The sequence below is a fragment of the Nitrosospira sp. Nsp18 genome (genome assembly GCF_900103145.1).
Classification (GTDB): Bacteria; Pseudomonadota; Gammaproteobacteria; order Burkholderiales; family Nitrosomonadaceae; genus Nitrosospira.
Genome location: NZ_FMWY01000038.1, coordinates 15,663 through 30,694, shown reverse-complemented (window position 1 = coordinate 30,694; position 15,032 = coordinate 15,663). Strand labels below are relative to the sequence as shown.

Below are 15,032 nucleotides of genomic sequence, written 5' to 3'. Positions count from 1 at the left end.
TGGAATGCTTGCAATGCCTCGGACAAAAACAAAATGAAGAGAACCATCGATTAATGATGGAAGTTTGTTAAAGATGAGGTTTTTCAGGGACGACTAAGTAACGGATAATTAGCCCTAAATCCGCTGAGTACTCCAAGCGGGGAGAGATTTCTTCTCACGCAGGAATTCTTCGATCTTGTCCGTTGTGACGCCCGGGCTGAACAGATATCCCTGCATCTCCTCGCACTTAAGTCTTCGCAAAAGATCGGCTTGCTTAATCGTTTCCACTCCCTCGGCAATAACACGGAGATGCAGTGAATGTGCTAGAGATATGATTGCAGAAACGATGCTAAGATCGTCTGGATTGGTATTCATATTGATAATGAAAGCGCGATCAATTTTCAGGACATTAACTGGCAATTTAGCAATATAGCTGAGCGAAGAATAGCCGGTACCGAAATCGTCAATAGCGATCTGAATATTCATATCTCGAATAAGGCTAAGCTTCTCGATATTAGCCTCTATGTCGTTCATGATTACACTTTCAGTGATCTCGAGTTGCAATCCGACTGAAACTTCCCCTGCGTTGCGCAGCACATCTGCCACCATACTAACAAAATCCTTTTGCTGTAACTGAATTGCCGAGACATTCACTGCAATTACTGGGGGATTCAACCCTAAGGATTTCCATTTCTGTGCGTCCGATATCGCTTTGCCCAGCGCCCAACGGCCCGCTTCCAGAATCATCCGAGTTTCTTCGAGCAAAGGAATGAAGTTCAGTGGAGGTATCAAGCCATTTTCCGGATCCTCCCAGCGCATCAATGCCTCCAATCCGCTGATTTTTCCATTTTCAAGATCAATTTTGGGCTGGTAGTGCAGCACCAGCTGTTCCTGCTCCAGCGCTTGACGCAGCCGGGTTTCAAGTTTCAGTTTTTCTTTAACCCTGGCATGAAATTCGGGAGCGTAAAACAAGTGCTTATCGGAAGAAAGCTTTGCCTTTTTCAGTGCCGTTTCGGCATTTCTCAAGAGTGTATCGGTATCTCGGCCATCGGCGGGATAGGATGATGTTCCCGCTCTGACGGAAACGCGCAATTCCTGCCCAGCCGTCAGGAAAGGCTGGTTCTGAACCTCAAACAGGAGCTTTTCCAGAATATGGGCAATATCAGTGCTTTCCTCTTCATGTGTTCTCGCAATAGCAAAATAATCCGCAGAAAGATGGGCAAGAATGTCTGTTTCTGAAAGCAGTTGCTTCAACCTTTTTGCAAGCTGACGCAGGAGACTGTCACCTGCCCCATGGCCGAGTGATTCATTGATACTGCTGAACCGCTCAATATCGAGGACAATTACAGAAAGCATCTTGTGATCGGAAGAGACGGTCTGGATTCGCTGATCAACCCGATCCAGAAATAACGCTCGGTTCGGCAGATCGGTTACAGCGTCGAAAAAAGCGAGATAATTGATACGCTCCTCTTTTTTCAGGTGATCCATTGCAAACGAAATGTCACCCGCCATTTCGATCAGCAGAGTCATTTCCTCGTCGTCGAAGAATCCTGTCTCCCGTGCATAGAGCGCCAGGATGCCGGCAAGTTGTCCATCAAGGGTCAGGGGTAACACCGCCATGGAAAGATAATCGTCGTCCGGCGGTTGGACGTGTGAGCTTTGCGTTCGCCGGTAGGTATTGAGATCGTTGCAAATGGCGGGTTTGAGATGTGTGATCACGTCCCCTATCAAACAGGAGCCCCCTGGCGCATCCACCACAGCGGCCAGATCGAGCCGGGACAGATAGCCATCACCTCGCCCCGCCTTAGCCATTGGCGTAATTTGTCCCGTATTGGCCTCGAACATCCCGATCCACGTAAAGACAAACTCACCATGGGTTGTTGCAATACGGCACGCTTCGTCGAAGAGTTCCTGTATTTCACGGACGCGCACAATAGTCGTATTAATGCCGCTTAATACGCTATAGATGCGGTTGAGCCTGACCACCCTGGCTTCATATTCCTTGCGTCGGGAGATCTCTGCTGTTAATGCCGCGGTTCGCTCCTCGACCAATTTTTCCATGTGTTCATGCAATCGGGCGCGTTCCAGTGCGACGCTTACCTGGTACCCGACCCCATAAAACGTGTCCAACTCATTGTCCTTGAACTGGGCTTGTTCCAAACCCAGAAGATTCATGACACCTTGGCTCTGATTGCCGCTCCACAACGGTATGCTCGCATGGTAGCAAGGGAGAGAGGCATGGTCCCCATGTTGGATAAGATGCTCACACTGTAAAATTTTTGGAGCGTGGCTGAACTCTCCAGAGAGCAAAAGGCGGCGGCATTCGCATAGTGCCTCTATGCTCTCCGCAGCTAATGATACGGGTACGTTCCGCGCACCAGCTAACCTGACCCCGCTACAATCCCACAGGTAAAGCCACCCTGCCTGGACTCCGGGCAGCTCCACCGCGTACTCAAGTGCTTTTTCGCAGACCTCGCGCTCGGTTACTGCCTGATTCAGACCCTCCGCTATCTGATACAGTCCGTTGAGCAAACGATTCGAGTGTGTCAACTCAAGTTGCCGTGCATTTAGCTCATAATTGAGGTGGACTGCATCCTCGTAGACCGAAATCAATAGATCCACGATCTGCTGCCGTTCGGTTGTGATGAAATGTTTTTGCCCGCCGAGATAAATCTCCATCCCCATTTGCATCTTCTGGCTCTTGCGCAATTCGTGGCTCATCAGCAGGAGGTCGATGCGATCAAGAAGATACTGGTCGTCGTATGGTTTACGGATAAAATTGTCAGCGCCGGATTCCAATCCTTTCATGATGTCCCTGATGTCGGACAGGGAAGTAAGCATAATCATAGGGATATCTTTGAGCTGCGCGTCCCGTTTGATTTCGGCGCATAGCGCAAACCCATCCATCTCAGGCATCATCACATCGCTGACAATCAATGCAGGTTTGCACTGCCGGGCTGCCGCAAGAGCCTGCTTGCCATTGCCTGCGGTAGTAACTTTAAAGTTATTTTCCTCAAGCAGATATCTCAATTTTTCTGCCTGGGTGGGGCTGTCCTCCGCGATAAGAATCTTGGCTTTCCGGGCGTCGTGGGTTGAAACATCATGAGCCAAACTTGATTTCTCCTCTATCGTTTACCAGATCCGTCAACACTGCCGCAATCTTTTGCAGAGGTAAGATCAGCGTCGCTGCATCTAGCTTGATGGCCTCGCCCGGCATACCGTGGACGACAGAACTGTCCTTGTCCTGCGCGAATGTGATCGAGCCTTTCTCCTTTAGCATGTATAGCTCTTCCGCTCCGTCCCGACCCATGCCCGTCAGTAGGCCGGCAATGGCACCATGGCCGTACACGTCGGCAACCGACCGGAAAAGATAAGAAATCGAAGGCATCAACCCATGCTCGGGCTCATCCTTGGTCAACACAATCCTCCCGTCGCTTCCTACTTTCATCTGATATTCGTCAGGCGCAACATAGACATGTCCCGGCAGCGGCAATTCGCCCTGCTTGGCAACATGAACAGGGAGGCTGGCCGAATTCTTCAGCCATTCAACAAATCTTTCTATGAATCCTCCCGCCATATGCTGGACTATTAAAATAGGCGCAGGGAAATCCTTTGGGAGTGCCCGCAGAATAGTTTCGAGCGCGGGCGGGCCACCAGTAGAAGCACCCATGACGACAATTTTTGTTTGTGCCGCTCCGGGCAACGAAGAGATGCTTGTCTGGCACGGGGTCCGGAAGGACTTCCGCATACGCGACCAGCGTCGCACTACCTTTACTTCAGACATCAGTTTTACGACCTGTATCAAATCCAGAGCCGTTGCCTCATGATCTGGATTACCGATGCCGGCAGGACGGCGCAGGACCGCGAGTGCGCCTGCGTCGATCGCATCAAACGTTGTCACAAACTCTGTGGGATCTGTGCTGCCGCTTACAATTACAATGGGAGTCGGTTGTGTCTCCATGATCACTCGCGTTGCCTCCAGCCCGTTCAACTTCGGCATATGGATGTCCATGGTAATTACGTCAGGTCGATGACTGCGCAAAACATCGAGCGCTTCCTCTCCATCACCAGCGGTGGCTATAACCGTGACGTCAGGATCCGAGTTGAGAATGTAAACCAGGAACTCTCGTACTACAGGCGAATCTTCCACTACTAAAACTCTGATCATGGCGAGGAACTTATGTCCCGAGGCTGATAAGGCGCCGGATGACCTCCAGTAAATTGCTCTGATCGAAATTGCTCTTCACGATATACGCATTCGCACCAGCCTCAATGCCGCGCTCGCGATGATTCTGTGAATCCAGTGCTGTTACCAGTACCACGGGCAGCCCCGGTAATTGCTTGTCAGCACGTATTTTGGCTGTCAGAGCAAAGCCGTCCATACGTGGCATTTCAACGTCGGAGACTACCAGGTCGAACGCGCCTGTTTTAAGAGCGGTATATCCATCAACCCCGTCGACGGCTGTGATCACACGATAGCCCGCCGACTCCAGTATATGTTTGAGCAGCGTCCGCGCAGTAATGGAATCCTCCACCACTAAAATAGATTGTTCACTTGACGTCTCATGCTTTTCAGCGGATAAACGGCGAGCAGGAACGCGTACTGCGGCCGACGGCGAGACCGCCGACTTCAGCAGATCAGGTACATCGAGTACGGGCGCCAAAAGGCCAGTCCCCACTACACATACACCTGTGACGTTCCGTACGCGCGTCAATGGCCGGACGAGTCCTTTGATTAGAATCTCCTGCTCACCAAGAATCTCTTCCACCAGAAATACAACGCGGCCAAGACCTGAGCCGAGAACTACAGCTGGTGTGGTGCGCGCTTCAACCTCTGCAACGCTAGGACGCAATTCCAGTACGTCACTCAGCCAGGCCAGAGAAAGCGGTTGTTCGTCAACCAGAATCGTTTCACGGTTCTCCATAGTCTGAATTTCGCTATTCGCGATGAGGAGCACCCGTTCAACGCTATTTGAAGGAATAACAAAAAGCTGTCCCCCGGCATGAACCAGGACCCCGCGGGTGTTTGCCAGCGTTAGCGGCAGTAAGATGCGGAAAACGGTTCCGGTATCAGCATTTGACGTGACCACGATGCTGCCACCCAAGCCTTCAACCTTTTCGCGTACAATCGCAAGTCCGAGCCCGCGTCCGGAGATATCGGTTACGATGGGGCTGGTAGTTACCCCGGATTGAAAAGCCAGCGCCATTAATTCGAACTCTCCCAGCTGTTCCATCTCCTCTGGGGATACTACGCCAAGCTTGCGAGCTGCCGCTTTTACCATCGCTACATTGATCCCCGCACCATCATCGGTCACAAGTATCTCCGCCGTACCGCAATCGCTCCGTGAGCATGAAAAAGTGATTTTTCCGTACGAAGGCTTGCCTTTAGCTAGCCGTGCCGCCGATTTCTCGATGCCATGATCAATGCAATTACGCACCAGGTGGATAAGAGGGTCCCTCATCTCTTCCAGGATATGCCGATCAATTTCCATCTCGCCTCCACGAATGACAAGCTCCAAGCTCTTGCCTTGCTCGCGGGCCAGCTCCCGGGAGAATCGGGGCAGGATGTCCAGAAACGTCGAGAAAGGCAGTAACTGCATCTCTTTCACATCCTGAAGCAGATAATCCGTTATGCCGGCCAGGGTGCGGTGATCCTGCTCGGCTGCCCATTGCAGCCTCGCCAGCTGGCTCTCAAGCGCCTTCATATGGAGCGGCTCGGCATCCAGATATTTGAGCAGCTTGGGAAGCTCATGCTTTCCTCGAAAGGTCCGGTTATCCTTAAGACTGAATGTCAACTCGCGATCAACGATGCGCATTGCCGATTGGATTTGCAGCCGCTGCTTTTTCCATGCGGCAAGTGCCGCACTGACCTCGCTTAGCTCCTTGGCACGTTGTCCCACCCCCAGTCGCGGCAGCAGCAGTTCCTCAACCTGACGCAGAATCGCTTCGAGTTTTGCAATAGGTACCCTGATTGTCGCGGATGCATGGCTCGCAGCGGACGCCGCTCTCTGTGCAGCCATATTGGAACCTGATTCGGTTGACTCATCGGAAGCAGTCAAAGGTAAAAGCGGTGCAGCTTGCGGCGCTGCGGTATGGCTCGCAAGCTCATGCAATGGCCTCTTCAGTATATCGTCAAGCTGTCGCATCATTTTGGGCACCAGAGACTTTTGCGTCCCGGACATACTGTTATCTCCAGCAACCAGTCCGCTTAGCGCATCGATTGTTTGAAGCAGCAGATCGATCAGCGGTGACGATATGGCAAGACTTTTATCTTTCAGCGCCGAGAAGACGTTTTCCAGAGACCGGCAGACTGCTTCTATCTGTGTAAAGTTCACAGCCCGGGCGGCACCTTTCAAACTGTGAGCGCCCCGCAATATGGCCTCAATGATATCGGCCCCACGTGTATCTAAAGGTTTCTCTTCCAGCGCAAGCAGCCCGGACGACATAGCCTGGAGATGTGCATCTGCCTCAACCCGAAACATTGCAAGAAGCCTCTCCAGGAGCGCATCATTTTTGCTGGTCATGGATTTTTTCCATTCGCTCTATCTAGCAATCCCGCCGCCTATCAGGGTACTCAGTTTAGCCCCCATTTCATACAAACCCTGCGCTGCCAATTCTGCCTGCCGGGTGCCTGCAACATTCTGCTCGCTTGCCTGCTTGATATTGATCATGGCCGTCGCCACCTGATCCATGCCAACCATTTGCTGCTTGCTTGATGCCGCGATCTGGGTGGCTGCCTGTGCGGCCTCGCTAATGCTGGCCGAGAGCAAGCGGATTGCTTCATCAGTCTCGGTGGATTGCTTGACGCCCGCCTCTACAGCTTTATTGCCCTGCTCAGTAGCGAGTACCGCAACATTAGTGGCCTTCTGAATATCGCCCAATATCGTGCGCACCTGCCCGGTTGCTTGCCTGGATTGCTCGGCCAGGCTTCTTATCTCCTGGGCCACTACGCCAAAACTCTTACCTTGTTCTCCAGCCCGGGCTGCCTCAATTGCTGCATTCACCGCCAGCAGATTGGATTGCTCAGCCAGGTCGTTGACTGTTGCGATGATTTCGCCAATGGCGTGGCTTTGCTCAGAAAGATGCACAATGCTCTCGGCGATGGATTCCATCTGTTCCTGAATGCGATGCATTCCACTAATGGCTTCCTCCACCGATTTACGGCCAGCCTGGGAGACGTTGGAAGCTTTCTGCGCACTGTCCGAAACAAATTTGGCTTTCTGACTTGCCAGTTGCGCCGTTTGTTTGACTTCTTCCACAGTGGCGGTTGTCTCGCTCACGGCGGCTGCGGTCTCAGCGGCACCCGAGGCAACCTGGGAAGTGGTAGAAAGAATCTCTGCTGAAGAGGATGACAACTGAGCGATGCTTTCGCGGAGCTGCCGGGTAATAGTACGACTGAGATGGACGCCGATTGTTAGCCCGACTAAAACAGCAAATAAAGAAACAACTGCTAATGTAATGGTAAAAAAACTGACTTTATCCGCAAGCTCAATTTTTCTCCTTTCCAGAAGCACAGTTTGTTGCTCGTAGAAACGCTTGGCTTTATCGATGAGCGCAAGGCTGAGCGGGCGGAACGTGTTGATCACGAAAGCTAATGCTTTCTCGGGTTGTTGCTCAAGCGTGAGCTGAATGACTCCCTGCTGAGCGCGTTCCAATTGTTCATGCAGAGATTCCATGTCGTCGAGCAGATCGGTCTTCTTTTCTCCACCCATCACACGCCGCATTTTGTCGAAGATTTGCTTGAACTGACGATCATTCTCTTGCAGGAGCAACTGGTTAGCCTTCCGGAGCTCTGGATAGAGCATAATTCCCCGGACGTACGTCTGCTGCGCAAACCCCGCGATCCGAAGCTCGTTCGCGCTCTCCATCAGCCGCTCGTCCACGCTTAGGAAATGTTCGTAGGCCACCTGTATCTGATTGAGTGCGTAGAACGCAACAACGGTCGAGAGTGCAAGCAGGGCCAGTATAAGCGCATAGCCGCCCATAATTTTTTTACTGATGGTCATATTGTTCCCTTTCACAGCTTCAATTTTTTATCATCTCAAGGTGTCGCCTGCCGTTGCTTCTGTTTGAAATTCCAAGCTTTTTCGTCTCCTGTTTGGCTCACTCGGTTACTTGTTCTTCTACGAAGATGTTCTCATCAAGGAGAAGCTTTGCCGCATCAAGAATCATCAACGGCTTTGAAGTTATTCCCTTGAGATAATTCTTACGAATACCCGTGAGTGTGGGCAGAAGGGGCAGGATGTCGGTTACCGGGATACGGCGCATATCGAGAATTTCATCCGCCAAGATGCCGAAGATTATTTTTCCTGATTGCAGTACGATAATTTTATTGGCGTTGGTTAATTCCTTTTCTGGCAGTTCGAAAAACACCTTGAGGTCAATAACTGGGAATATCTGCCCTCTCAGATTGATCATGCCTAAAACAAATGCCGGCGTGCAGGGCAGCGGCATTATGTTTTCCACGCAAGCAATCTGGGTGATGAAGTGCGGTTCGATTGCATAACTTTCATTGCCGAGGGTAAATTCCACTACCTGAGTGCCTTCGCTTGCGGCGTCTTGCGGCAATGCTTCCTGTGCCAGTGCCAGTGCCCTCGCTTGCAGGATCCGCTGCGTCTCTTCGATGGAAGGTGTCCAAATGCGTTCGACCGCTGCCCTTGCCGCACTCAACCGCCGCTCGACCTCAAGAAAACTCGTACGAACCGGTTTCTTTTTTTTTGGAAACACTGGCGCGTTAGTTGTCAATGCTTTGCTCTTTATTTCCTGGCAATCCGGCGAGTTTACTTGCCCGCATAGATGTAATGACTTGCGTGAGTCGCCCAGCGATTAACCCCTCTGATTCCGGCAGAATTGCGTGGGATGGGTACGAAGCCAGCAGCAATAACGCGTTGTCCAAATGACGTTCTGCCTCCCGGCTTTTGCCGTGCGACAAACACAGGTTACCCAATGCAAAATGGGCGAGCACAAGGTCCGGATCAAGATATAGCGTCCTCATCAGTGACTGCATCGCGTCCTCCACTTGTCCGAGTTCCTGCTGGATTGTGGCGAGGAGATAATAGGCTGCCGGCTCAAGTTTATTTGCCGCAATTGCTTCCTCGCACAGTCTGGCGGCCTTGGTAAGATCGCCTCGATTGGCATGGAAACGGGCTGATTGACAAAGCACCTCAAACTCCTCCCTCTCTGGCTGGTCTGTAACGGGGTGAGCAGTAAGCGGTTGTTCAACCAGGTCAGTTACCACAGGCAATTCTGTCGCCGCCGAGCCCTTGAGGGTGGAGGTTGTGAACCGACCCTGGACACCAAACGTGTGCGTTAAAGGTTTCTGGACCCTGCGTGAGATATTTGGTAACGCGCCCAAAAATCGGTACTCAACCATATTTCTCCGCGACTCAGGGCTTTCAACTTTTCGATAGAGAAATGCCCCGGGAAAGGCCGTGGATTTAAATTGGGGGAAGAAATCGTCGAACATCTCCACCGGGCTTACAACCAGCCATCCATTACTCACGAGAGACCGGTGAAAGTTCTGTCCAATTCTCCTAACTCCTTCCGGACTGAAATACATCAGTACGTTCCGGCAGAAGATGATATCCATCGCATTCCTGTTACTGGCGACTGAGGGATACACGTCCTCCGCCAGATTCAGGTAGGAAAACGTCACCCTTTTTCGGATATGCGGCAATATCTCGAATAGTCCATTTTTTTTTCGTTTGAAGTAACGCTCCTTAATCCAGTCCGGCGTAGCCCGAAAAGACCATTCGCCGTATAGACCCTCCGCCGCTTTGTCCAGGAATGCGGGGTTGATATCAGTAGCCAGGATTGTCGCATTCCATTCCCCGTCATGCTGGAACAAGCGATCAAGAAGCATAGCAATGGTGTAGGGTTCCTCGCCTGTGCAGCAACCCGCGCTCCAGATACGTAATTTTCGGTTACCGCGTTTGCACATGCGCATCAATTCGGGAAAAATACGTCCCTCAAGTACATCCAGACCTCTCTGCTCCCGGAAGAAATAAGTCTCGCCGACGGTCAAATGACGAGCAAGTATTTCGATCTGTCGGCGCGTCAGGGAACTGGAAAGGAGTTGGAGGATTCCTGATTCGGCGTCCCTCATGCCAAGCTCCTGTGCTGCGGATGCAATTCGGCGCTCAAGATCATCCCAGCGCTTTTCCGGGTAATACAAACCCATCTTCATCTCAAGCAATGCGCTTAGTTGTGAGAGCAGCAGATGGGGAAAGGTGACTTGCATATCTGTCTCAGGTGGTACCAAGCGCCAAATTCAAAGTCTTTTCTTCATCCAAGGAAAGGAACTCGCCAAGATTGTGGATAAAAACCAGTCCATCCTCGAGTTTGATAACGCCATTCAGATATTTGATTCCCGGAAGGATAATATCTGTTGAGATCAGGCGATGCTCAAGACCTTCAATGACTCCCGTTACTGCGTCCGCCATCAGCGCCACAGGACGCCGTTCGGTATGCGCAAAAATCAGCTGATCAGTCAGCAAGGCCTCACGCTTTGGCAGCTTAAAAAGCTGACGGACATTGACAACAGGGATAACTCGGCCCCGCATGTTAACGACGCCAAGCACGACGCTCGGTGCACCCGGTAACGGGATTATATTAACCATACGCGCGACGCTGTCCACCGTAGACAGATGCAGGGCATACCCCTGATTATCGAGAATAAAAACCAGGTATTGGTTATCCATCACTGCTTATGAATCACTCTGTATAGGAAATAGAACAGGTTACAAAGATTGCCGGCGCCAGACGCTCATATCGGTCCTCGACCTGCATTAATGAGATAGGGTTGGGGGCGCGCCAAATCAGTCTTGGCCTGGGCTATAGGTTGCGATCGAGACTGACTAAATGTTTCGGCATCGAGCTCGCCATTACTACCGGAGTACCCGGGGAGACAAGCCAGGCAACCTTGCGAATTATTTTGCTATTAACGCCAGATCTGCTCCGGCAAACAGTGATTCATCTGTCGTAGTTGGCGCTGCTCTTTGATCCATCTGATTGCTACAGCATTTTTGAAAACAATTGCCATTGCTGGCCTCACTCCTTATGGTTGATGACCGTCCTATGAGACTACATATTGATGGGTTTTAATAGCTGTAGAATTTTACAGGTAGGGATATTGAAATGCGCGCTGCAACCATTCCTCGGGAGGTTGCATGGTGCCGGAGTAGCCACCGATTTAGTCGGACAGGGACCGCTGATGACACGGAATAACCTCATGCTTGGCGATATACCGATCCGCAAGGCTCCAGGATAGGATTGGGGCGCGCTTCTAGTCGGCTTCTATGACGAGGATAAAAACTGCGATAGCCAGACAAGGTCATGCCAGTGATCACCAGTTGGCGCGCAACCTCGCTGCTAACTTGGCATCGGCTCGGCTTATCTTGCGATAAACGCCTGGTTGCAGCATTTTTTCCTTGCCGTGAAGTGTGTAGCGAAGCTGGAAGTATTTGGACCCGTTGGGGTGCACCAGCAAGTTCAGGGCATTTCCATCACGCAGCTTGCGTGACTTGTCGCTTGGCGTGCGTTGTGGACTTCAATTGCAGATAGGAGTCCTGAAGCCATAACGGGTAAAAACTTCTCCGGGTAATTTATTTACCCGTACTTATACCCATACGTCAATAGGAGCCAGAAGGAAATTCTGGACGCTACTTCATAACTATCTGTTTTAAATGAATATAATAGTTGTTTGGAATTGTTTGGACTATCTGATGGTGCGGGAGGGTCAATCGAATAGATGAGTTAATGCTCTGTTATCTTGCATGTAATTAATTGGTATTTTGAAAAATACCATCATAAATACCATCAGCAGCGGTCTGCTACCCTTCCTGAGAACAGGTAAATAACAGTGATCGAAGCGGATGGGGTAGGGGTAGGGGTAGGGGGTATAGCCCAGTTTCGCATCAGCCCACCCCCCCATTCGTTTAGGCACCTCCCCCTTTTACCTTTCCTAAATTTTTATCAAATTTTTTGCAGAGATTGTTGAGCTGCATTTCAATTCTCAGAAGCTGTACCAGAAACGATTGGTGAAAGCATTGTAAAATTTGCTTGCAAGCCTTCCATATCTAAGAAAAGACAAAAGCATCAATATCAATTAGTGGAGTAGCAAATTCTTACCCGTTTCCGAGTTAGAGTGCATTACGTGTCTATGTAGCGGTCGGTCATTGCCTAACAAAAGAAGTTATTCTCGCGTATGCGCATAAGCACAGCATAGGAAGCTCTGCTCTGCCAACCAGTTGCGCCTCGCGCGCGTGCGGATCAGGCTATGCTTCTCGTCTGCATCAATTGGGAGAATAAATTCGTTATTACCAATGAGCGGAATCGGAACAGGAAACCATTTTAAAAAATGCGTTGCTAGTGTTTTAACGCGGCTGGCGTTGAAGGAACGGCATTCCTCCAAATTCAAAGTAATTCACTGTGTAATGGGGGTGATTAATGAGCAGTACAGATTTAACAAAAATAAGATTCCAGAGTTGGAAATGGACAGAAAGGCGAACTGTGTCCAAGCCGGTCGACGTTGACCGCAGAAAAACTGACTTTACGATTAGTCAAAAGCATCTCACTTCCCACGAGGAGAACCTGCGCTGGGAGTCTGAGTTGGTTTCGGACGCCTTGGATAAAACAAGGAAAAGAAAATTTTTTGCTATTAGCGCTTCCATGATCATATTTCCCGGCTTGATCGGGGGAATGCTTAGTGTTGTCTCTGTGATGACGCAAATTGGTATTAAAGAAGCTGATTTTCAATGGCTTTCTATAGTTTCTATCTCGATGTTTATTGGGATAGCAAACATGGTAACAATCAAATATATTGCAGCATATAAAGCACAGGCAAATCTTTTTATAAGACAGCTTAACTGTCTGCGCCAGGCCCGCGATTCGCTAACTTACTACAAATTTGAAGGGGAGTACCCGATACATTTGAGATCGCTGGTTGAAGAGGGAATATATTACAAGGTATTCGGTAGACACCGAAAGCTTTACATTGGAAATGAAGAGCTTCGAGATAGATTAGGCGGTTCGTTTTCTGATTCAGCAGATAAGTCTCTTATATGTTTTTTATTTTTGACGTCGTTAACACTAATATCTGCTCCTATTGTCTGTTTAGCCGCACTTTCTCTAAATGGGAAGACAGTGCCCGATCAGTACCCTTACGTTCTGAATGGCGCTCATTTAATTTTTCTTACTATGTCAGTTCTGTTTTTGGCTGTCATGCTTTTCGTCATCGGACATTGGAAAAATTTTAAAAGATTGCGAACGGATCATGTAACCAAAAAAAATTACGAAAAAAAAGACGCGTCAAAGCATAAATATGACCCGATATTTTCCCTGAACTTGAGAGACTACATAGCGATTTTGTTGATTTTGGTGTCAGCCTCCCTTTGGGCTTACAAGGGATGGAGCTCGCGACCGCCAACTGTAGCTAATGCCCTTCTCGTAGTTTTAGCGATCTGCAGTATGTTTTTAATTGTAATGAGTGTGAAGAAAGTCTTTTTCGATTCTCTTAATCGAATACACAAGTCACTTTTCTATAGGATCAACATTAATTTTAATAATGATGAAGAGGAAAAGATAAGCGGCTTCCTTGATGATTGCATCGGTTTTCTGAAGAAAATCTGGGAACCTCTTCACCCCAGCCGGAAGGAACGAATAGACCCAAAAGAAACAACTGCCACCTGTGCTCACAACTCTCTTAATAAAAGCTGATCTGCGTTTCATTCTACATCCCGCAGCAGGTGGGTCAACTGGGCTTAGAATGGATGGTTTAAATTGATCTGATTTAGGAATTCAGGACCAGACAGAAAGCGAGTTTTTCGGCAAACTTGACCTTGAAAGGAGGGCTGTTTGCCATGAAGAAGAAGCGGTTTTCAGTAGAACAGATCGTAGCGGTATTGAAGCAAGCGGAGCTGGGAATGCCGGTGGCGGATCTGATCCGGCACGTGGGGATTTCGGAACAGACGTTCTACCGCTGGAAAAAGCAGTACGCGGGGATGCAGTCTGACCAGAAGCAGGCATTACGGGGGCGTATGCGTGAGATTGCCCAGACACGAGTGCGTTATGGGTTACCGGCGAATCCACGTGCTTCTCAAGCGTGAAGGCTGGCAGCTGGGTAAAAACCAGGCGTATCGGCTCTATAGCGAAGAGCAACTGCAGCTTCGCTCAAAACTGCCCAGGCGCCGCAAGATGGTCGTGACACGCCAGGCAAAGATAAAGCCGAGCAAACCCAATGAGGCATGGAGCATGGACTTTGTTGCGGACCAATTGGCCAATGGCCATGAAGTTCCGTACGCTGACGATTGTGGACGTCTTCAGCAAGGAAGCGCTGGCGATCGAAGTGGGTCAGCGCTTGCGAAGCGAACATGTGGTTGCCGCCTTAAACCAGTTGGCAGCGCGCCGGGGTCCTCCCCAATATCTTTTTGTCGATAACGGAGCCGAATTCTCGGGGCGGTTGCTCGATCTTTGGGCGTACCATCACCAAGCGCGGATCGACTTCAGTCGTCCTGGAAAACCCACGGACAATTGCCACATCGAGACGTTTAACGGATCATTCCGGGACGAGTGTCTTAACTTGCACTGGTTTGAAACGTTGGAAGAGGCCAAAGTGATCATCGAGGACTGGCGAAGGGATTACAACGAGAGTCGGCCTCACTCGACTCTCAGCGACCTGCCGCCAGCCGAATTTCTACGCCGGACAGGCCTTCCAGGTCCTGTTACGGTTTAACCAACGCCGAAAACTAACTCTCGGAATGGTCCTGGAAACCCAAGCGGATCAAGTCAAGCAAGCGGTTTTGATTTTCGCTTTGCCGCCGTCAGGAATTTGCAGCGGATCAAAATTCAAAAAACAATGAAGCGGTGTAAAAACCTTTAAATACAGGGTTTTTGAGACGTGTGGGAGCGAATTGAAATGCTTGAGTGGTGCCGGGAGGGGGAATCGAACCCCCATGACCTCGCGGTCGCGGGATTTTGAGTCCCGTGCGTCTACCAATTCCGCCATCCCGGCACAGCCTGCCGGGGCATTATTACTGAAAATCCAAATCGCGGCA

8 protein-coding genes, 1 tRNA gene and 2 pseudogenes are annotated in these 15,032 nt (G+C 50.2%); 2 read left to right on the top strand and 9 right to left on the bottom strand.

The features are described from left to right. Window positions 1-114 precede the first annotated feature (114 nt). The 8 genes and pseudogenes from BLS94_RS13680 to BLS94_RS15485 all read right to left on the bottom strand — a co-directional run. Window positions 115-3,090 (bottom strand): EAL domain-containing protein, encoded by a 2,976-nt coding sequence (locus tag BLS94_RS13680; protein WP_090962062.1) that lies wholly within the window; start codon window positions 3,088-3,090, stop codon window positions 115-117. Continuing rightward, window positions 3,080-4,147 carry a chemotaxis-specific protein-glutamate methyltransferase CheB gene (gene cheB / locus BLS94_RS13675; protein WP_090962059.1) on the bottom strand — a complete coding sequence of 356 codons (1,068 nt, stop codon included), beginning with the start codon at window positions 4,145-4,147 and terminating at the stop codon, window positions 3,080-3,082. The genes BLS94_RS13680 and cheB overlap by 11 nt, the downstream gene beginning before the upstream one ends. Window positions 4,148-4,157: 10 nt before the next feature. After that, window positions 4,158-6,503 carry a hybrid sensor histidine kinase/response regulator gene (locus tag BLS94_RS13670; protein ID WP_090962056.1) on the bottom strand — a complete coding sequence of 782 codons (2,346 nt, stop codon included), beginning with the start codon at window positions 6,501-6,503 and terminating at the stop codon, window positions 4,158-4,160. Window positions 6,504-6,521: 18 nt separating this feature from the next. After that, complete coding sequence (locus BLS94_RS13665; protein ID WP_090962053.1) at window positions 6,522-7,985, bottom strand: methyl-accepting chemotaxis protein; 1,464 nt, start codon at window positions 7,983-7,985, stop codon at window positions 6,522-6,524. A gap of 97 nt (window positions 7,986-8,082) precedes the next feature. Next, window positions 8,083-8,724 carry a chemotaxis protein CheW gene (locus BLS94_RS13660; RefSeq protein WP_256325442.1) on the bottom strand — a complete coding sequence of 214 codons (642 nt, stop codon included), beginning with the start codon at window positions 8,722-8,724 and terminating at the stop codon, window positions 8,083-8,085. Next, complete coding sequence (locus BLS94_RS13655) at window positions 8,714-10,219, bottom strand: CheR family methyltransferase (RefSeq protein WP_090962047.1); 1,506 nt, start codon at window positions 10,217-10,219, stop codon at window positions 8,714-8,716. Before BLS94_RS13655 ends, BLS94_RS13660 begins: the two co-directional genes overlap by 11 nt. 7 nt (window positions 10,220-10,226) lie before the next feature. Beyond that, window positions 10,227-10,679 (bottom strand): chemotaxis protein CheW, encoded by a 453-nt coding sequence (locus tag BLS94_RS13650; RefSeq protein ID WP_090962044.1) that lies wholly within the window; start codon window positions 10,677-10,679, stop codon window positions 10,227-10,229. A 644-nt stretch (window positions 10,680-11,323) separates the two neighbouring features. Next, window positions 11,324-11,503 (bottom strand): annotated as a pseudogene (locus BLS94_RS15485) (Arm DNA-binding domain-containing protein); the annotation flags it as partial. 923 nt (window positions 11,504-12,426) lie between these two features. Here BLS94_RS15485 and BLS94_RS13635 point away from each other — a divergent pair. Both BLS94_RS13635 and BLS94_RS13630 read left to right on the top strand, forming a co-directional pair. Beyond that, window positions 12,427-13,695 (top strand): hypothetical protein, encoded by a 1,269-nt coding sequence (locus tag BLS94_RS13635; protein ID WP_143021709.1) that lies wholly within the window; start codon window positions 12,427-12,429, stop codon window positions 13,693-13,695. A gap of 143 nt (window positions 13,696-13,838) precedes the next feature. Continuing rightward, window positions 13,839-14,710, top strand: a pseudogene (locus tag BLS94_RS13630) (IS3 family transposase). Window positions 14,711-14,902: 192 nt separating this feature from the next. Here the strand turns inward: BLS94_RS13630 and BLS94_RS13625 are convergent. After that, window positions 14,903-14,989, bottom strand: a tRNA-Leu gene (locus BLS94_RS13625). Window positions 14,990-15,032: the final 43 nt, after the last annotated feature.

What these genes read in the sequence shown, in the direction of transcription:
- cheB (WP_090962059.1), bottom strand. Translation starts at nt 4,147, where the DNA reads ATGATCAGAGTTTTAGTAGTGGAAGATTCGCCTGTAGTACGAGAGTTC.
- BLS94_RS13670 (WP_090962056.1), bottom strand. Translation starts at nt 6,503, where the DNA reads ATGACCAGCAAAAATGATGCGCTCCTGGAGAGGCTTCTTGCAATGTTT.
- BLS94_RS13655 (WP_090962047.1), bottom strand. Translation starts at nt 10,219, where the DNA reads ATGCAAGTCACCTTTCCCCATCTGCTGCTCTCACAACTAAGCGCATTG.
- BLS94_RS13635 (WP_143021709.1), top strand. Translation starts at nt 12,427, where the DNA reads ATGAGCAGTACAGATTTAACAAAAATAAGATTCCAGAGTTGGAAATGG.
- BLS94_RS13650 (WP_090962044.1), bottom strand. Translation starts at nt 10,679, where the DNA reads ATGGATAACCAATACCTGGTTTTTATTCTCGATAATCAGGGGTATGCC.
- BLS94_RS13665 (WP_090962053.1), bottom strand. Translation starts at nt 7,985, where the DNA reads ATGACCATCAGTAAAAAAATTATGGGCGGCTATGCGCTTATACTGGCC.